The sequence below is a fragment of the Stenotrophomonas sp. STEN087 genome, assembly GCF_056759115.1.
Genome location: NZ_JBRRCR010000085.1, coordinates 1 through 18762, shown reverse-complemented (window position 1 = coordinate 18762; position 18762 = coordinate 1). Strand labels below are relative to the sequence as shown.

General features: G+C 69.0%; 15 protein-coding genes and 1 riboswitch. Of the genes, 9 read left to right on the top strand and 6 right to left on the bottom strand.

The features are described from left to right. Window positions 1-117: 117 nt before the first annotated feature. Both ACVOK1_RS17295 and ACVOK1_RS17290 read right to left on the bottom strand, forming a co-directional pair. Window positions 118-2712: a M14 family zinc carboxypeptidase gene (locus ACVOK1_RS17295; RefSeq protein ID WP_481562778.1), complete on the bottom strand. Its 2595-nt coding sequence runs from the start codon at window positions 2710-2712 to the stop codon at window positions 118-120. Between the two features lie 71 nt (window positions 2713-2783). Continuing rightward, window positions 2784-5423: a TonB-dependent receptor gene (locus ACVOK1_RS17290; protein WP_481562777.1), complete on the bottom strand. Its 2640-nt coding sequence runs from the start codon at window positions 5421-5423 to the stop codon at window positions 2784-2786. A 190-nt stretch (window positions 5424-5613) separates the two neighbouring features. Here ACVOK1_RS17290 and queD point away from each other — a divergent pair, with 190 nt between their 5' ends. Then, entirely contained in the window at window positions 5614-5976 is a 363-nt protein-coding gene (queD, locus tag ACVOK1_RS17285) for a 6-carboxytetrahydropterin synthase QueD (protein WP_481562776.1), read from the top strand. 115 nt (window positions 5977-6091) lie between these two features. After that, entirely contained in the window at window positions 6092-6445 is a 354-nt protein-coding gene (locus ACVOK1_RS17280) for a phasin family protein (protein WP_108770596.1), read from the top strand. A gap of 177 nt (window positions 6446-6622) precedes the next feature. Here the strand turns inward: ACVOK1_RS17280 and ACVOK1_RS17275 are convergent, their stop codons facing one another. Then, a complete protein-coding gene (locus ACVOK1_RS17275; protein ID WP_481562775.1) occupies window positions 6623-8095 on the bottom strand; it encodes a sensor histidine kinase in 1473 nt (490 codons plus the stop codon). After that, window positions 8092-8811: a response regulator transcription factor gene (locus ACVOK1_RS17270; protein WP_481562774.1), complete on the bottom strand. Its 720-nt coding sequence runs from the start codon at window positions 8809-8811 to the stop codon at window positions 8092-8094. The genes ACVOK1_RS17275 and ACVOK1_RS17270 overlap by 4 nt, the downstream gene beginning before the upstream one ends. 144 nt (window positions 8812-8955) lie before the next feature. Here ACVOK1_RS17270 and msrB point away from each other — a divergent pair, with 144 nt between their 5' ends. The 4 genes from msrB (at window position 8956) to ACVOK1_RS17250 (ending at window position 13717) form a co-directional block, all read left to right on the top strand. Beyond that, on the top strand, window positions 8956-9531 hold the full coding sequence (gene msrB, locus ACVOK1_RS17265; protein WP_108767625.1) for a peptide-methionine (R)-S-oxide reductase MsrB: 576 nt from the start codon (window positions 8956-8958) through the stop codon (window positions 9529-9531). A 2-nt stretch (window positions 9532-9533) separates the two neighbouring features. Beyond that, window positions 9534-11303, top strand: a complete 1770-nt coding sequence (locus ACVOK1_RS17260) for a cytochrome c biogenesis protein DipZ (RefSeq protein ID WP_481562773.1) — start codon at window positions 9534-9536, stop codon at window positions 11301-11303. A 15-nt stretch (window positions 11304-11318) separates the two neighbouring features. Further along, window positions 11319-12056 (top strand): peptide-methionine (S)-S-oxide reductase MsrA, encoded by a 738-nt coding sequence (msrA, locus tag ACVOK1_RS17255; RefSeq protein WP_108767623.1) that lies wholly within the window; start codon window positions 11319-11321, stop codon window positions 12054-12056. 218 nt (window positions 12057-12274) lie between these two features. Then, on the top strand, window positions 12275-13717 hold the full coding sequence (locus tag ACVOK1_RS17250; protein ID WP_481562772.1) for an aminotransferase-like domain-containing protein: 1443 nt from the start codon (window positions 12275-12277) through the stop codon (window positions 13715-13717). 122 nt (window positions 13718-13839) lie between these two features. Here ACVOK1_RS17250 and bioD read toward each other — a convergent pair whose 3' ends face one another. Beyond that, on the bottom strand, window positions 13840-14532 hold the full coding sequence (gene bioD, locus ACVOK1_RS17245) for a dethiobiotin synthase (RefSeq protein WP_481562771.1): 693 nt from the start codon (window positions 14530-14532) through the stop codon (window positions 13840-13842). Between the two features lie 67 nt (window positions 14533-14599). On the opposite strand from bioD, the gene ACVOK1_RS17240 reads away from it, so the two are divergent. Both ACVOK1_RS17240 and ACVOK1_RS17235 read left to right on the top strand, forming a co-directional pair. Then, window positions 14600-15082 (top strand): GAF domain-containing protein, encoded by a 483-nt coding sequence (locus ACVOK1_RS17240; protein WP_114618959.1) that lies wholly within the window; start codon window positions 14600-14602, stop codon window positions 15080-15082. Then, the gene (locus ACVOK1_RS17235) at window positions 15079-15441 is read left to right on the top strand and encodes a TfoX/Sxy family protein (RefSeq protein ID WP_481562770.1); all 363 of its coding nucleotides are present in this window, start codon (window positions 15079-15081) and stop codon (window positions 15439-15441) included. The genes ACVOK1_RS17240 and ACVOK1_RS17235 overlap by 4 nt, the downstream gene beginning before the upstream one ends. Window positions 15442-15722: 281 nt before the next feature. Here the strand turns inward: ACVOK1_RS17235 and ACVOK1_RS17230 are convergent, their stop codons facing one another. Beyond that, entirely contained in the window at window positions 15723-16301 is a 579-nt protein-coding gene (locus tag ACVOK1_RS17230; protein ID WP_481562769.1) for a histidine phosphatase family protein, read from the bottom strand. A gap of 142 nt (window positions 16302-16443) precedes the next feature. Continuing rightward, window positions 16444-16666, top strand: a riboswitch (cobalamin riboswitch). Window positions 16667-16782: 116 nt separating this feature from the next. Here ACVOK1_RS17230 and btuB point away from each other — a divergent pair. After that, complete coding sequence (gene btuB / locus ACVOK1_RS17225) at window positions 16783-18630, top strand: TonB-dependent vitamin B12 receptor (protein ID WP_481562768.1); 1848 nt, start codon at window positions 16783-16785, stop codon at window positions 18628-18630. The last annotated feature ends 132 nt before the right edge of the window (window positions 18631-18762 follow it).

Genomic DNA, 18762 nt, shown 5'->3' with positions numbered 1-18762 from the left:
AGGCAGGACCGTTGGCGCCATGGATGGCGCCATCGAGCCCCCATGGATGGGTTCACGGCGTGTCCTGACTGGGCCTCCGGGCCTCCCCAGCCAGGGAAAATCGCGGCGCTGACTGCCTCAACCCCGCGCTTTCGCCGGATTCACCAGATTCCCGAAGAAAATCGCATTGATCAGCAGGCGATCAGTACCGTGCCAGTACTTGCGATGCGCCGGATCATCGGCAAACAACACCACGTTGCCCTGCCCCTGCGCCGACACCAGCAGCCACGCACTCCCCGCCACACGCGCACGGTTGCGCTCGGACAGGTAACCATTCACCCGTGGCGTCGCATCGATGCGCACCACCGTCGAGAACGGATTCGCACTCGGCTGCAGCGTCACCGTGTTTTCCTTGTTGATCGCCAGCTGCCGGCGCGGCACGCCGAACGCCAGCGGATGGGTGGTATCGACGTCGGCGCTGAGGATGTTGCCGCTCACCCGCTCGATCGCGGCGATGTCACGCTGGTCGCCGAACGCGCGGCGGTCGGCATCGCCCGCCTCTTCGTCCTTGCCCAGCGATTCGCCCTCGGCCAGCTTCTGTTCCACCGCCCACTTCGACGCGCTGCCATAGGTCACCAGCGAGCCGCCGGCCTGCACCCAGCGCTTCAGCGCGGCTACGGCGGTGGCGTCGATGCCGGTGTAGGTGCCACCGGACAGCACGATGGTGGTATAGCGGTCCAGAGAGACCTTGCCCAGCTGCTGCGGATCCAGCTTGCTGGCCGGCAGGTGCAGCTGCTGGTCGAGGAGGAACCAGGCCGAACCGATCTCGGTGGCGGCCACGCCCTCGCCCATCACCAGCGCCACGGCCGGCTTGCGCAGTGCCTTGACGCCATCGCTGCCGAGGTCGATGCCCTCATTGCTGCGGCCGCTGGACAGGGCATGCACCTGCACGCCGGCGTCGCGTGCGGCGGCAGTTACCGCGTCGAGCAGGGCCGCACCCTGCAGCGGCTGGCCGGCCACCGGGATGACCAGGCTGCCCGAGGCGAAGTCGACCTGGCCCTGCGCGGTGGCGCTGCTGAACGGCTTGAACGCGGCGCGCGCGCTCAGCCCCTTGGCCTGCAGCGCGGCCAGCGCGCGGCCGGCGTTGTAGTCGCGCCAGTCGATGGCGTAGGCGAAACCGGCCTGGCCGCCGTTGACCGCACCCTGCACCGGCGGCAGTTCCGCCACGCGGGCACCGCCGTCGATGCGGCTGCGGCTGCCGGCGAAGGCCACGCCGTAGGCCGGTGCGATCGCATAGCTGGTGCTGCCGTAGAACACGTCGCCCTTGATCGACGGCGTCTCGGCGAAGATCGAATGGACCAGGCGGAACTGCGCCTGCTGCACCGGCACGACGTACGCGCTGCCGGCATCGAAGCGCTGCCCGTCGACCGTCACCGCGCGATCCAGTGCACGCACTTCAATGCGGTGCAGCAGCAACAGCTCCAGCAGGCGCCGGGTCAGTGCCGGGTCGTGCGCATCACCGAACACAAAGCTCTTCACCGGCTGCTGTGCCGCCTGCTTCAGCGCACTCTGGAAGAAATCCTTCTGCAGGTCGAACAGGCCACTGCGCTCGGTCACCGCACCGCGCACCGTGCCCAGCCCGGTGGCGACCTGGTTGCGGATGGTGAAGGGGAAGGTCAGCAGGCCGTTCACCGATTCCTGCACGCGCCCACGCGAGCTGGCCTGCTCGACGGTGACACCGACCGCGCCGTGGAAATCCGGATAGGTCGAGCCATACACCGGCGAGAAGTTGTCGTAGTTCTCGCCGGTGTAGTACAGCGAGCCCAGCGCATCCAGCGACTGCGCGTGGTACTTGGCCAGGGTCTTGTTGAACTCGTACGATGCAGCCGGAATCAACGGGCTGTGCATGCTCTTCGGCGAGGGCTCGAAGTAGTACGTGCTGTCCTTGCCCATCTCGTGGAAGTCGATCTGCACGTTCGGGTACCACTGGTGGAACGCGGCCAGCTTGGGCCGCGAATCCTGCTGGGTCAGGGCCAGCCAGTCGCGGTTGAGATCGGTGAAGTAGTGGTTGGTACGGCCCTGCGGGAACGGTTCGACATGTTCCTTGTCAGCCGGATCGGACGAGGCCGGCTCCGAAGCCCACGCGTTGTGCCAGTTCGCGGCACGATCGCGGCCGTCGGGATTCTGCGCCGGGTCGAACAGCACCACCGACTGCTGCAGCCACTGCTGGGTTTCGGCACTGCGGTTGGCCACCAGGTAGTAGGCGGTCAGCATCGCCGCTTCGCCGCTGGAGGTTTCGTTGCCATGCACGCTGTAGCCCAGCCAGACCACGACGGGGCTGTCACCGGCGGCGCTGCGCGGTTGCGCCGGGTCGACCAGGGTGGCGTGCTGCTGGCGGATCTGTTCGATGCGCGCCTGGTTGTCGGCGGCGGTGACGGTGGCGATCAGCAGCGGGCGGCCTTCGTAGCTGCGGCCGATCTCCTGCACGCGGATCTTGTCCGAGTGCTTCGCCAGTTCCTGGAAATAGGCCACCAGCTGGTCATGGCGGGTGTAGCGGCTGCCGATCGGGTAGCCAAGGAACTGCTCGGGGCTGGGAATGGCGGCATCGAACGCGGCAGCGTCGGTGGCCTGCGGGAAGAAGTACGCACTCTGGGCCTGCGCCGGCAGCGGCGAGGACAGGACGGTGGCGGCGGCAAGCAGCAGCGGAAGAACGGCACGGCGGTGGAAGGACACGGTGACTCCCCAAGAAACAGGACAGCGGCAACGCGGCCGGCCACAGGGTGTGGCCGGCCGCGGCGATGGCATCAGAAGCGGTAATCGAAGCCGAGGGTGAAGTAGCGGCCACGCAGGTCGTACTGGCTGAAGTCGTACGGCGCGCGGATGCCCGGGAACGAAGCGTCGTACGGCGGCGTCTTGTCAGCCAGGTTCTGCACCTTGGCGTACACGGTCAGCTTGTCGATGCCGGCATAGGCCAGGTACAGGTCGAACTGGTTGTACGCATCGATGCGGTCCTGCACGGCCGCGGCGGCGGTGCTGGCCTTCTGGTCGTAACCGCTGGTGTAGTACCAGGTGACGGCCGCGGTGAAATCGCGGTAGGTCCAGTCCAGCGTGGTGGTCGCCTTGTTCTTCGGCAGCGTTGCGCCGAGGTTGCTGCCGGCGTAGTCCACCAGCGGGCCACCGACCACGGTCGGGCGACGGTAGTCACGCACGTGGGTGTAGGCCGAGGACAGGGTGAAATCGCCCAGCGCGGCGGTCGGGATGCGCTGGCGCAGTTCGACGTCGATACCCGAGGTCTTCAGCTCGCTCAGGTTCTGGTAGCGGTTGAACACGGCCAGCAGCTTGCCGCGCTCATCGCGCTGCACGGCACCGGCCACGTTGTCGTTGACCAGGGTCTGGGTGTTGTTGGTGCCGACCAGGTTGTCCAGCTGGATGCGGTAGTAGTCCACGCTCAGGTTGGTGTTGGCCCACGGCGAGAGCACCACGCCGAAGTTCACGCTCTTGGTGCGCTCGGGCTTCAGCTCGCTGTTGCCGACGGTGAAGAAGGTGGGGTTCTGGCGCGAGCCCGGCACGTCCGGATCACGCGGGTCGACCACGCTGCCGTAGGCGATGCTGGTGCTGTTGGAGTTCTCCGACAGCGACGGCGCACGGAAGCCCTTCGACGCCGAGGCGCGCACCAGCAGGAAATCCAGCGGCTGCCAGCGCAGGCCGAGCTTGGGCGAGAACGCGTCGCCGAAGTCGTCGTAGTGGTCGGCACGCGCGGCGGCGGACAGTTCCAGGCCCGTGGCCAGCGGCACGTTCACTTCGGCATAGGCGGCGCTGACCTTGCGCTCGCCGTGCACCTCGGCGATGGCCGGGCGTACCTGCAGGCCGGCATCGATCTGCCAGGGGTTGTTGGAATCGAGCTTCTCGCGGCGCCATTCGGCACCGGCGGCGAAGCCGATGTCGCCGGCCCAGGTGCGGCCCAGGGTGCCGGAGATCTTGGCGTCCACGCCCTGCAGCACCGATTCGGCCGGGCGCAGGGTGGAGATGTTGATCGCATCGATCACCGACTGCGGGGTGGCCGATGGGTTGAGCAGGTTGTAACTGCCGCTGGCCAGCGCATCGGCCAGCGCCCAGCGGTTGGCGAAGCCGCCCGACACGGTCTCGCGCTCGCTGCTGCGCGCACCGAACGCGGCCACTTCCCAGTCCCAGGCGGCGGTGCTGCCGCGCAGGCCGACCACGCCGCGGTAGGCGGTGGAGCGGTTGGTCTTGATGGTGCCGCCGAGGTCGAAGAAGGTGTATTCGATCGGCACCGCGCGGCCATACGGGTTGTACGGGCTGGTGGCCGGCAGGTTGGACGACACCGGTTCGGCTAGGCCGGTTTCCGCGTTCAGGGCGAAGCGGCCGCTTTCCAGAGTGAAGAACGGGCTGCTGCCGAACCACGCGGCGCTTTTGATCTGGCTGTACAGCACTTCGCCGAAGGCTTCGACGTTCTCGCCGAGGCGGAAGGTGCCGTTGGCATACGCCTGGTAGCGCTTGGTCGAGGGAATCAGGGTGGTGTACGGCGCCTGGTTGAAGCCGCAGGTATCACCGGCGAGGCCGTCGATGGGCGCGCTGGCGACGCGGGTGGTGCCGGTGGGGCAGTTGCCGTCGGCATCGAGCATCGGCACCGAGACGCCGTTGATGAGGTAGCGCGCGCTCTTGGCCGACCAGCCGTTCCAGCGGCCGCCGGGCTGGTCGCTGTAGATGCCGCTCTTGGTCAGGTTGCGCTCGTCCTGGTCCAGGCGCTCGCGGTTGTAGCCCTGCAGGCTGAAGAGGATGTTGTAGCCATCGGTATCCAGGTCACCGAGGCCACCGACGAACTTCAGGTTCTGCTCGTGCAGGCCGCCCTGGTCGGCACCGCCGAAGCTGCCGCCGAGTTCGGCGCCTTCGAAGTTCTGCCGGGTGATGATGTTGACCACGCCGGCCACCGCATCGGAACCGTACACGGCCGATGCGCCGTCCTTGAGCACTTCGATGCGCTCGACGGCGACCAGCGGCAACGCGTTGAGGTCGACGAAGGTGTCGGACAGGCCGCCGGCCGGGAAGCCGTAGTTGGCCAGGCGGCGGCCGTTGAGCAGCACCAGCGTGTTCTTCTGCGAAAGGCCGCGCAGGCCGATGCCTGCCGAGCCGGACGCCCAGCCGTTGTTGGTGGTTTCGTTGGCGGCGTTGCCGGTGTTGGCCGAGATCGAGCGCAGCACGTCGGCGACGGTGGCCTTGCCGGTCTGTTCCAGCTGCTGGCGGCCGATCACCTGCACCGGGTTGGACGCCTCGGTATCGGTGCGCTTGATGTTGGAACCGGTGACGCGCACGGCGGCCAGGGTGCTGGCTTCGCCACTGGCGTCGGCGGAGGTTTCGGCGGCGGCAGACAAAGGCGCGGCCAGAGCGACGGCCAGGGCCGCCACGAGCAGGGTGTGCTGGGGCATGACGATGTGGGGGTGGTAGTGGACGACGGAAGTTCCGCAGTAATCCATGCCAAGTCTGGCGGGACCAATAACATCTCTTCATACGGATATAAGAGAAGCTAACATCTCTTCATCCGGATGGAAAGAATTGCTTTACGGAAAGCCAACAACCGGGACGGCCGCGGCGGCGGGGCCGGCGTACAATCGCGCCATGGAAATCTTCAAAGTCTTCATGCTCGAGGCGGCCCACCGCCTGCCCAACGTGCCGCCGGGCCACAAATGCGCGCGCCTGCACGGCCACTCGTTCCGGGTGGAACTGAAGGTGGAAGGCGAGCCGGGTGCGCAGACCGGCTGGATCATGGATTTCGGCGACGTCAAAGCCGCCTTCCAGCCGATCTACGACCGCCTGGACCACCACTACCTCAACGACATCCCCGGCCTGGAAAACCCGACCAGCGAGAACCTGGCGGTGTGGATCTGGAAGGAGCTGAAGCCGGTGCTGCCCGCGCTGAGCGAGATCACCGTGCATGAAACCTGCACCTCCGGCTGCCGGTACCGCGGCCCGGTCGCCTGATCAAGCCATTGATACTCAAGGGTTTCTGAAGGCGCCTTGAGCGCCTTCTTCTTTTTTGTTGCATTGCGGCATGATCGGCGTATGCTGCATTGCATCAACCGCTTTCGATGCCGCCATGGCCAACGCCTTCGCCGATCGTTTCAGTGATGCCACCCGCCAGCTGGCGGCTGCGGCAACGCGTGCAAACCGATTGGCGCTGGAAAACGCCGAGAGCATGTTCGGCGTGCAGCTGAAGGCGATGGAACGCAACCTGACCGCAACCGGCGGCTGGCTGGGCGAACTGGCCCGCAGCGAGGATCCGGCCGGGTTGCTGCCCAAGGGCGCACAGCTGTGGCAGGACAACCTGCAGCGGCTGGGCCAGGCCCAGCAGGACGTGGTCGATCTTGGCCTGCAGGCCGGTCGCGCCTGGTCCGACCTGGTGCAGGGCCAGACAAATACAACGGCGGACGCCACCGGCAACAGCCACTGACGTCACGCCCACGCTCATTGCATGGGTCCCTCCCCCCATGCAATCCGGACCCGGCAGATCCCTCCCTCTGCCGGGTCTTTTTTTGCCTGCAATCCGGTGAAGCGCACGCGTCACGGGCGGCCTGGCGGCCGCGCACACCGGTAGCGCCGGGCCATGCCCGGCGAGCGCAGCGGCGTATCAGGGCCCCGCGCTCTCCGCGCGCGGCAGCGCAAAGACGAACAGCGCGCCGGTCGCGCTTTCCCGCAGTTCGATACGACGACCGTGCAGCTGCACGATGCGCTGCACGATCAGCAGCCCCAGCCCGCCATTCTCGCCACGCCGCGCCCCCAGTGCCGCCGGTGCCTGGAACAGCTGCGCGCGCAGCGCCGGGGCCACGCCCGGGCCATCGTCGGCCACGCTCACTTCCACGCTGCCTTCGATGGCGCGCAGCTGCACCCGTACCTCGCCACCCTCGGACGCATGCCGCAGCGCGTTGTCGAGCAGGTTGGTCAGCACCCGCTCGACCAGGCCGAGATCGGCACGCACCAGCGGCAGGCCCGGCGGGAAGTCCGCATGCAGGTGCTGGCCGCGTGCCTGCGCGGCCAGTTCGAATTTCTGCAGCACGTCCTGCAGCAGTTCCGGCAGCGCGAACACCTCCCACTCCAGGCGCACTTCGCCATGTTCCAGCCGCGCCAGTTCGAACAGCGCGCGCGCCAGGCGGCCGACCTTGGCGCTCTGCGCCAGGGCGATGCCGAGATAGCGACGGCGTTCGTCCGGCGACAGCGTGGCTTCCTTCAGCGCCATCGTTTCCAGGTAGCCATGCAGCGACGACAGCGGCGTGCGCAGGTCGTGCGAGATGTTGGCCACCAGTTCGCGGCGCTGCAGGTCCTGCTGGCGCAGCTGCTGCCACTGTTCGCCCAGCCGCTGCGCCATCTGCGCGTGGGCATGTTCGAGGATCTTCAGTTCGTCACGCTCACCGCTGCGCAGCGGCACCGGGGCCGGCAATGGCGTGGGCGCATCGATGTCGAAGGCCTGGATGCGCCGCGTCAGCCGGCGCAGCGGCCGGGTGACCCAGTAGAACGCCACCAGCCCGGCCAGCAGGCCCAGCCCGCCCACCAGCAGCACCGACCACAGCGTGGTGTTCCACTGGTTGCTGGCGGCCAGGTCGTCGGCCAGCATCTGCCGGTGCTCGCCCACCAGCACCACGTACACATAACCGGCCTGGCGCCCCTGCACCACCAGCGGGGCCACGCTGAACACCTTGCGGCCGCCGGTACTGCGCGGGTCGTCGCCGAGGATCGGCAGCGGTGCACCGGCCAGCAGGCGACGCAGCGGCGCCAGGTCGACGCGGTTGCGCAGCAGGTGGCCGCTGGGCGCATCGTGGCCGAGGATGCGGCCCTGGTCGTCCAGCAGGTACACCTCCACGCTGGGATTGACCGCCATCAGCTGGCCGAACAGCGCGCGCACTGCGGTATCGCGCATGCCGCTGGTGTCCATCAGTTCGCTGCGCTGGGCGATGTGTTCGGCCAGGCCCAGCGACAGCCGCTGCACCGCTTCCTGTTCGTGGCGGGTGCTCGCGCGCATCTGCAGGGCCAGCAGGGCCATGCAGCACATCAGCATCAGCGCGGCGATCACCGCCGCCAGCTTCTGCCACAGGTTGGGCGTGATCATGCCGCCGCCCCGGCCGGGTCAACCAGCTTGTAGCCGCGCCCCCACACCGTCAGCAGGCGCCGCGGCGTGGCCGGGTCGAGCTCGATCTTGCTGCGCAGGCGATTGATGTGGGTGTTCACCGTGTGCTCGTAACCATCGTGCTGGTAGCCCCAGACCTGGTTGAGCAGTTCCATCCGTGCGAACACCTGGTCACGGTGGCGGGCGAAGAACAGCAGCAGGTCGAACTCACGCGGGGTCAGTTCCAGGGTGCTGCCATCGACCGAGGCGGTACGCGCCACCGGGTCCAGCTGCAGGCCACCGACCTCGACCGCACCGGCATCGATGCGCGCGTTCTGTGCCATCGCTTCGGCACGGCGCAGCAGCGCGCGCACGCGCGCCACCAGTTCGGGCATCGAGAAGGGCTTGGCCAGGTAATCGTCCGCGCCCAGTTCCAGGCCGACGATGCGTTGGGTTTCGCTGCCACGTGCGCTGATGATGATGATCGGCACGTAGCGCGCCATCGCACGGGCACGCTGGCAGATCTGCAGGCCATCTACGCCGGGCAGCATCACGTCCAGCACCAGCGCGTCCCACGCGCCGTCCTGCTCCAGCAGGCGCAGGCCGGCATCGCCGGTGGCGGCGTGGGCGACGTCGTAGCCCTCGTCGGCCAGGTGCATGCGCAGCAGGTCGGCGATGTGGGCATCGTCTTCGACGATCAGGACGCGTTTGGCGGACATCGGCAGCTCGGGGCCAGTGGGGAGGCTGCCTGCATTGTGGCGCGGGACGGCCACCGATACCTCACGAAAAATTGAATCCTGCGTGAGGATTCGTTGACCCGGGCAGGCGCAGCATGGCCCCGTCGCCCCCTCCCGGAGTCCGCCATGCCCCTCACCCGCCGCCACCTGCTGGGCCTGGGTGGTCTTGCCACCGCCGCTGGCGTGCTCGGCCTGGGCGCGTGCAGCCGCGCTGCCACGGCCGCCGCCGAGAACCGCCCGGCTCGACAGTTCCCGCTGATGCGCACCGACGCCGAATGGCGCCGGCTGCTGACCCCGGCGCAGTACGCGGTGCTGCGCCAGCAGGCCACCGAACGCGCCGGCAGCAGCCCGCTGGACCGCGAACACCGGCAGGGCACCTTCACCTGCGCCGGCTGCCAGCAGCCGCTGTTCTCCTCCTCCACCAAGTTTGAAAGCGGCACCGGCTGGCCCAGCTTCTGGGCACCGCTGCACGGCGCCGTCGGCGAGGACCGCGACACCACCTTCGGCATGTTGCGGGTGGAAGCGCACTGCAGCCGCTGCGGCGGCCACCTCGGCCATGTCTTCAACGATGGCCCGCGCCCCACCGGCCTGCGCTACTGCATGAATGGTGCCGCCCTGCTGTTCCAGCCCGGTGCGGCACAGCAGGACAGCAACGGTGGCTGGCGCGTGCCGCTCGGTTCTTCCCCTACTTCTGGAGCCTGATGATGCTGCTGTTGCTGCTGGCCTACCTGGGCGGTGTATTGACCCTGCTCAGCCCGTGCATCCTGCCGGTGCTGCCCTTCGTGTTCGCGCGGGCCAACCGCTCCTTCGTGCGCAGCACGCTGCCGCTGCTGCTGGGCATGGCGCTGACCTTCGCCGCGGTCGCCAGCCTGGCCGCCGTGGGCAGCCAATGGGTGGCGCAGGCCAACCAGATCGGCCGCTGGCTGGCCCTGGTGCTGATGGCGGTGTTCGCCCTCGCGCTGCTGTGGCCGCGCCTGGCCGACCATCTGCTGGCGCCGTTCCAGCGCGTGGGTGCGCGGCTGAGTGCACGCGCCGATGCCGCCGATGATGCCGGCCGTGGTGGCGCGTGGACCTCGCTGCTGATCGGCATCGCCACCGGCCTGCTGTGGGCGCCGTGCGCCGGGCCGATCCTCGGCCTGGTGCTGACCGGCGCTGCCCTGCATGGCGCCAGCGTCGGCACCAGCGCATTGCTGCTGGCCTACGCACTGGGCGCGGCCACCGCGCTTGCGCTGGCGGTATGGATCGGCGGCCGCGTGTTCAATGCGCTGCAGGCTCGTCTGGGCCTGGGCGACGTGCTGCGCAAGGTGCTGGGCGTTGCCGCGCTGCTGGCGGTGGTGGCCATCGGTCTGGGCTGGGATACCGGCCTGCTGACCCGCCTGTCCACGGTGAGCACCGCGCGCATCGAACAGGGCCTGCTCGATGCCGTGCCCGGTGCGCAGCCGGCGGCGCCGCCGATGATGATGATGGCCGGCGCCACTGCCGGTGCCGACGCGCCGCTGCCGGTGGAAGGCTCCCTGCCCTCCCTGGACGGTGCCACCGGCTGGCTCAACAGCCCGCCGCTCAAGGCCGAACAGCTGCGCGGCAAGGTCGTGCTGGTCGACTTCTGGACCTATTCCTGCATCAACTGCCTGCGCGCGATGCCCTTCGTGCACGAGTGGGAGCGCCGCTACCGCGACCATGGCCTGGTGGTGGTCGGCGTGCACACGCCCGAGTTCGCCTTCGAGCGCGACCCGCGCAACGTGATGAAGGCGGTGCAGCAGCTGAAGGTGGAATACCCGGTGGCGCTGGACAACCAGTATTCGATCTGGCGCGCGTTCAACAACCAGTACTGGCCGGCACAGTATTTCGTCGATGCACAGGGCAACATCCGCGCCCACCAGTTCGGTGAAGGCAACTACGCGCATTCGGAGCAGGTGATCCGCCGCCTGCTGACCGAGGCCGGCCAGGCCGATCTGCCGCCGCCGGCCGACCCGGCCGCCGCCGACCTGCAGGGCGTGGCCACGCAGGCCGACATGGGCAACCTGCGCTCGCCGGAAACCTACCTGGGCCACGCACGTGCCGAGCACTTCGCCTCGCCCGGCGGGCAGCGCACCGATGCGGCCTTCGACTACACGCTGCCGGCCAGCCTCGCGCTGAACCAGTGGGGCCTGTCCGGCCGCTGGACCATCACCGATGAAGCCGCGCAGCTGCAGCAGGCCGGCGGTCGCATCGCTTTCCAGTTCCATGCCCGCGACCTGCACCTGGTGCTGGCACCAAAACAGGACGGCACGCCGGTGCGCTTCCGCGTGTGGCTGGACGACAAGCCGCTGCCGGCCACCGATGCCGGCAGCGATGTCGGCGCCGATGGCAGCGGCGTGGTCAACGAGAACCGTCTGTACCAGCTGGTGCGCCAGCGCGGCACGGTCGGCCCGCACCGCTTCGAGATCGAGTTCCTCGATGCGGGCGTGCAGGGCTATGCCTTCACCTTTGGTTGAGAACAGGAGGGCACGATGAAATTCTCCTTCGAACAGGGCATTGCAGTGGGTGTGGCCGGGCTGGTCGCCACGGCACTGGTGGCCGGCGTGCTGCTGGTGGATCGCGGCGCGATGGCCGCACCGGCTGGCGCCACCGCGCAGGTACAGGCACTGCCGGCACCCACCGGCGATGCCGCCTTCACCGATGGCGCCACCCAGGCCAGCGTGGTGTTTGCCGGTGGCTGCTTCTGGGGCGTGCAGGGCGTGTTCCAGCACGTGAAAGGTGTGAGCAATGCAGTGGCCGGCTATGCCGGAGGCAGTGCCGCCGATGCTCGCTACGAGCGCGTCAGCAGTGGCCGCACCGGCCACGCCGAAGCGGTGAAGGTCGACTACGATCCGCGCCAGGTCAGCTATGGGCAGCTGCTGCAGGTGTTCTTCTCGGTGGCGCACGATCCCACCCAGCTGAACTACCAGGGCCCCGACCACGGCAGCCAGTACCGCTCGGCGATCTTCAGCGATGACGCCAGGCAGCTGGCTGCCAGCCGCGCCTACATCGACCAGCTGGGCAAGGCTGGCAGCTACCGCGGCCCGATCGTGACCCAGGTGGCCAGCGGCCAGCGTTTCTACCCGGCCGAGAGCTACCACCAGAACTACATGAACAACTACCCGCAGGCGGCCTACATCCGCTACTACGACGCACCGAAGCTGGCCGCGCTGGGCAAGCAGTTCCCCGCGCTGTACCGGCGCCAGGCGTCGCTGGTGCCGATGCGCTGACCGCGCTTCTGGTAGTGCCGGCCGCTGGCCGGCATCCTCGCGATCGCGATGACACGGTTGCCGGCCAGCGGCCGGCACTACCTCTACACAAAAAAAGACGCACGGCCCTGCGGCCGTGCGTTTGCAATGGATCGGCCAGGCCCCGATCAGGCCCCACCGACAGCACCATGCTAGGCTCGGCGGCATCATGGGTACAGCTCCAGATGCAGGCCAGTCCAATGGATACAGATCAACGCACCACCCCGGCCCCGCCGCGCTACCAGCGCCTGTCCGATGAACTGGCCGAGGCCATCCACGGCGGTCGCCTGCCGGTCGGCAGCCGCCTGCCCTCGCTGCGGCAGATGGCCGCGCAGCGCCAGCTCAGCCTGAACACCGTCATCGCCGCCTACCGCCAGCTGGAAGATGCTGGGCTGGTGGTGCCGCGGCCGAAGGCGGGTTTCGAGGTGGCGCCGCGCCTGTCGGTGCCGCAGCGATCACTGCGCGATGCCCCCTCGGCGCCCACCGCACCGCTGCAGCAGGCGTTGATGGCGCGCGTGCTCGAGGCACAGCGACGCCCCGGGGTGATCGATCTCGCCTTCGCCGGGCCACGGGGGCGGCAGTTCTATCCCGGCGCGCAGCTGGCCCGGCATACCGCACAGGTGCTGCGCCACGGCCAGCAGACGGTGGAAACCTATGCGCGCCCGAATGGCTCGCCGCGCCTGCTGGCACAGATCGTACGGCGTGGCCCGCGGATGGGCCTGCACACGCATGCCGACCGCCTTCTGTTGACCCATGGCGCGATGGAAGCACTGCAGCTGGCCCTGCGCGCGGTGACCGAACCGGGCGCGGCCGTCGGCATTGAAGCGCCGTCCTATTTCAACCTGTACCCGCTGCTGGCCAATCTCGGCCTGCAGGCCATCGAACTGCCTACCCACCCGCAGCACGGGCTGGACGTGGATGCGCTGGAAGCGCTGCTGGAGCACACGCCGCTGGCCGCGCTGGTGGTGATGCCCACCGTGCACAACCCGCTGGGCTGCACCATGCCGACGGCCGCCAAGCAGCGCCTGGCCGAGCTGGTCAACGCACACCAGCTGCCGCTGATCGAGGATGCGGTGTATGCCGAGCTGCAGTTCTGCGAGCCACCAGCGCCGCTGCTGAAGGCGTTTGATCGCGATGGCTGGGTGATGGTGGTCGGCGGTTTTTCCAAGACGCTGGCGCCGGATTACCGCATCGGCTGGCTCGATGGCGGCCGTTTTGCCGAGCGCATCGCCCTGCTCAAATTCCAGTCGACCGGCGGTGAACCGCAGCTGCTCGGTGATGCGGTGGCGGCCTACCTGGAAGCGGGCAGTTACGAGCACCACCTGCATCGCATGCGCCGGCTGTACCGCGAACAGGTCGGGCGCCTGCGCCAGCTGGTGGCCGAGCACTTCCCCGCCGGCACCCGTGCCACCGAGCCGCAGGGTGGCTTCCTGCTGTGGCTGGAGCTGCCCGGCGTGGATACCCGCGAACTGTTCGAGCGGGCGCTGGCGGAGGACATCGTGTTCATGCCCGGCCAGGTGTATTCGCGCGGTGCGCGCTACCGGCATTGCCTGCGGCTGTCGTGCTGCCAGGCGCTGGATGCGCGCTTCATCAGCGCGGTGGAACGGCTGGGTGCGATCGCGCGGGAATTGTCTGCACGGTAGTGCCGGCCGCTGGCCGGCAATCGCGGTGCCGTTCGTATCGGGTTGCCGGGTAGAGTCGACCGTTGGTCGACTGCTCCTGATCAAACCCCGCGCTGCGCGCGATAGTCGACTGACAGTCGACTCTACTGCTGCTCTGCTCCCAGGTGTGCGCCCAGGGTTTGGCCATCCGCGCCCGGCAGGTACGGCAGGCGGCCCCAGCACGGCATCGGCAGGCGCTGCTGCAGGGTGGCGATGTTCTCGTCCTGGCGCTGCATGGCCGGATCGATGTGGTTGCCGATCCAGCCCAGGCACGCCACGCCGCTGGCCTGCAGCGACTGCGCGGTCAGCCGTGCGTGGTTCACGCAGCCCAGGCGCATGCCCACCACCAGCAGCACCGGCAGGCGCAGCGCGCGCACCAGATCCAGCTGGTCCAGGGTGGCCGACACCGGCGCCAGCCAGCCGCCCACGCCTTCCACCACCACCACGTCGGCCTGCGCACGTAGGCGCTCGAACGCGGCCACGATCGGCGCAAGCTGCACCTGCACGCCGTCCTCGGCGGCGGCCAGTTCCGGCGCCAGCGGCTGCCGCAGCGCATAGGGATTCAGGTCGGCGTAGTCCGGCACCGGCCAGCTGGCCGCCTGCAGCGCCAGGGCATCCTCGTTGCGCAGGCCGTGGCCGAGGTCCTGGCTGCCACTGGCCACCGGCTTCATGCCCACCGCACGCAGCCCGCGCCGGCGCAGCGCATGCAGCAGCGCGGTGCTGCTGGCGGTCTTGCCGATCTCGGTATCGGTCCCGGTGACGAACAGCGCCGGCGGCAACGTGGTAGGCAGGGGCATCAACGGCTCCAGGCATGCAACAGAGCGTGCATTATCGCTGGTCCCGTACGCTTGCTAGACTGCAGGCATGTTCGCCAATGCCTCGCTCACCGGCAGCAAGCCGGAACAATACGCCCAGCTGCTGGAACAGGCCCGCGGCCTGGTCTACGCCGAGTCCGACCGCATCGCCAATGCGGCCAACCTCTCCGCACTGGTCTACCACGCCCTGCCCGACCTGAACTGGGTGGGCTTCTACCTGTACGACGGCAAGGAGCTGGTGGTCGGCCCGTTCCAGGGCCTGCCGGCCTGCGTGCGCATCCCGCTGGACAAGGGCGTGTGCGGTGCCGCCGCCAGCCAGCGCGTCACCCAGCGCGTGGAAGACGTCGACGCCTTCCCCGGCCACATCGCCTGCGATTCGGCCTCGCGCTCGGAGCTGGTGGTGCCGCTGCTGCGCGGTGATGAACTGATCGGCGTGTTCGACATCGACAGCCCGAAGGTGGGCCGCTTCGATGCCGAGGACCAGGCCGGTCTGGAAGCCATCGCCCGCGTGTTCGTCGAGGCCCTGGGATGAGCGCACCGAAGCTGCGCAACATCGGCCCGAAGAGCGCGGCGTGGCTGCGCCAGGTCGGCCTGCGCAGCCGCGAGGACCTGGCCGCGCTCGGCGCGGTCGGGGCCTTCGTCAAGGTCAAGCGCGCCGGCTTCAAGCCGAGCCTGAATCTGCTTTATTCGCTGGAAGGCGCGCTGCTGGACTGCCACTGGCAGGAGCTGGGCGAAGCCCAGCGCGAGGCGCTGGTGCAGGATTACGAGGCACGTATCGCCGCGAACCCGCTGAAGGCGGCCGGCCCGGCATCGGGTCCGGTGCATGAGCAGCGCTTCGACACCGGGGATGACGGCGAAGACAGTTTTGCCGAGAACGCGGACGAGGATTAGAGCGTCCGCGCTTCGCGCTCGCGGGGGGGGGGGCCCGGCGCGCCCCCCGGGGGCGGGGGGGGGGGGGGGGGGGGGGGGGCGCCGGCCCCGGCGGGGGGGGGGGGCGGGGGGCGGGGTGCGCCGCCCGCCCCCCCCGGGGTTCCCGGCTATGTGGGCTGTGCCGATAAGGCGGACGTGGTTACGCGCGTCCGCGCTGCGCGGGCGCCGGGCTTGGCCGGGCGCTACCACGGTGCGGCGGTCATGCGGGATCGGTAGCGCCGGGCCATGCCCGGCGGTCGCGTTTACGGCTGCTGCAGTTCCAGCAGCTCGCCCACCAGGCCCACTTCGCCGCGTTCCAGCCACACCCGCAGGCGCGTGCCGTGGTCGATGCGCAGTGCCCAGCACAGCGACAGCGGCAGCCCGCAGACCTGCGACAGCACCATGCGCAGCGGGCCGCCATGGCTGACCACCACGGTCGGCAGCGGATCCTCATCGTCCAGCAGGCGATCCAGCGCGCGTGCGATGCGCCGTTCGAAGTGGCCCCAGCTCTCGCCGTTGGGCGGCGGGAAGGCGTGCGGATCGGCATGGAAGGCCGCCAGCGCGTCCTCCGGCAGGTCGAACAATGACTGCCCGTCCCAATCGCCGAAATCCAACTCCTCCCACTCCTCGTCCGCCTCCACGTCCAGCCCGCGCGGGGTGGCCAGGGCCATCGCCGTGTGCAGCGAGCGCAGGCGCGGCGAACTGATCACCCGCTGCCAGTCCTGCTCGGCATAGGCGTCGACCAGTTCCTGCGGCAGGCGGGCCAGCTGCCGCGGATCGCTGCGGCCATCGAGGAACTCATCGCGGCCGTTGCCGGCATGGCGGACCAGGTCGAGGATCATGCGTGCGTCCTGTGCAGGCAACGCGGGAACAGCAGAAAACAGCGGGACATCGGCAACGGCACCACGGGATCGAGGGGACATTCTACGGGCACGGCAAAGACAGTCGAGCAGGCTCGACTCTACGGGGCTGCTGGGATGCCGTAGACTGCGCCCACTTCCAGGTGACCTGCGGCCACGGCCGGCAGGTTGAAACGGGAAGCCGGTGACGCGTGGCAACACGCCAGGCCGGCGCTGCCCCCGCAACGGTAAGCACGTCTGTTCCAGGCAACATCGCCACTGTGCCTCTGGCATGGGAAGGCGCCTGGACGGTGGCCTCGCGCCACCTGGCGGCAAGCCCGGAGACCGGCCCGGAAGCCTCAGGTCGCGATGCGGTGGGCATGGCGCTGGATGACCGTGGCGCTGCCGCGGCTTCGGCGCCTGCCTGCCTTCGCGGTTCCTCCCCTTCGCCACGCGGGCGTGCGTGGCACCTGGAGTCCCCCCGATGAAGCTGCAGTCCCGAATGCTGTCCCTGGCCGTGCTGGCCGCCCTGCCCGCCCTGGCCCATGCGCAGGCCAACGATGACACCGCGGCGCTGGACCAGGTGCTGGTCACCGCCACGCGTACCCCCATCGCCCTGCAGGACAGCATCGCGCCGGCGCAGGTGATCGACCGTGCGCAGATCGAATCCAGCCAGGCCACCTCGCTGCAGGAGCTGCTGGCGGGCCGCGCCGGCATCAACCTGACCAACAGCGGTGGCCTCGGCAAGCAGAGCTCGCTGTTCCTGCGCGGTACCAATTCCTCGCACACCGTGGTGCTGGTCGATGGCGTGCGCATCAACAGCGCCGACCTCGGCCTGGCGATGTACCAGGACCTGCCGCTGGCGCAGATCGAACGCGTGGAAATCGTGCGCGGGCCGCAGTCGAGCCTGTACGGCGCCGATGCCATCGGTGGCGTCATCCAGATCTTCACCCGTCGCAACCAGGGCGAATTCGCGCCACACTTCCAGCTCGGCGGCGGCAGCAACGGCCTGCGCGAAGCCAGCGGCGGCATCGGTGGCAGCGGCGAGCACGGCTGGTTCGGCGCGGACATCGCCTACCAGCACACCGATGGCATCAACGCCTGCCGTGGCTCGGCCACGCTGTTCACCGGCTGCTTCGCCGATGAGCCCGACCGCGATGGCTACCGCAACCTGTCCAAGAGCCTGCGCGGTGGCTACACCTTCAACGACCAGTGGAGCGTGGAAGGCAGCGCGCTGCGTGCCGAAGGCGAGAACCACTACGACGGTTACTACAACTATTCGGAAACGCTGCAGCAGGTGATGTCCGGCAAAGTGCGCTACACCCCGACCGAGCGCCTGGCCTTCACCGCCAGCGTCGGCCGCAGCGACAACGAATCGGACAACTACGGCGACTTCGGTGTGTTCGGCAGCGCGCAGACGCACCGCGACAGTGCATCGCTGCAGGCCGACATCGGTCTGGCCGAGGGCCAGCTGCTGAGCACCGGCGTCGACTGGAGCGAGGACAACCTCGATGGCAGCAGCGCTGGCTACCTGGTCGACAGCCGCCGCAACACCGGCGTGTTCGTGCAGTACCAGGGCCGTTTCGGCCGCCACCAGCTGCAGGTGAGCGCACGCAACGATGACAACGCGCAGTTCGGCAACCACGCCACCGGCAGCCTCGGCTGGGCGATGGACCTGGGCCACGGCCTGCGCGTGAATGCCAGCTACGGCACCGCGTTCAAGGCACCGACGTTCAGCGACCTGTACGACCCGTGGAGCGGCGTGCCGACGCTGGACCCGGAGAAGTCGAAGAGCGCCAACCTCGGCCTGTCGCAGCATGGCCAGGGCTGGCACTGGGGTGTGGACGTGTACGAGACGCGCATCGATGACCTGATCACCTACGATGCGGCGACCTTCATGATGCAGCAGGTCGAGAAGGCGCGTATCCGCGGTGCCGAACTGACCGCTGGCGTGGTGCTGGCCGGCTTCGACATCAATGGCCAGCTGAGCTACACCGATCCGCGCAACCGCACGGCTGGCAGCGCGCAGTTCGACAACTGGCTGCCGCGTCGCGCGCAGAAGACCGCACGCCTGGACGTGGACCGCCGCTTCGGAGATTTCCGCGCCGGGCTGACCGTGCAGGGTGCGGGCAAGCGTTACGACGACGCCAGCAACGCGGTGAAGGTGGGCGGCTACAGCACCCTGGACCTGCGCGCGGAATATGCGCTGACGCCGTCGTGGTCGCTGCTGGCGCGCGCGGCCAACGTGTTCGACCGCCGCTACGAGACCGTGGCGTGGTTCAACCAGCCGGGCCGCGAGTATCAGCTGAGCGTGCGTTACCAGCCGAAGTAAGCGTGTTCGCCATGGTAGTGGCCGGCCCGCGCGGGGGCCCCAAGGGGGGGGGGCCGGGGGGGACCCGGGGGCCGGCCGCCCGGCGCCCGCACCGGCGCGGGCGGCCGGGCGGCGGGGGCGGGGGCGCCCCGG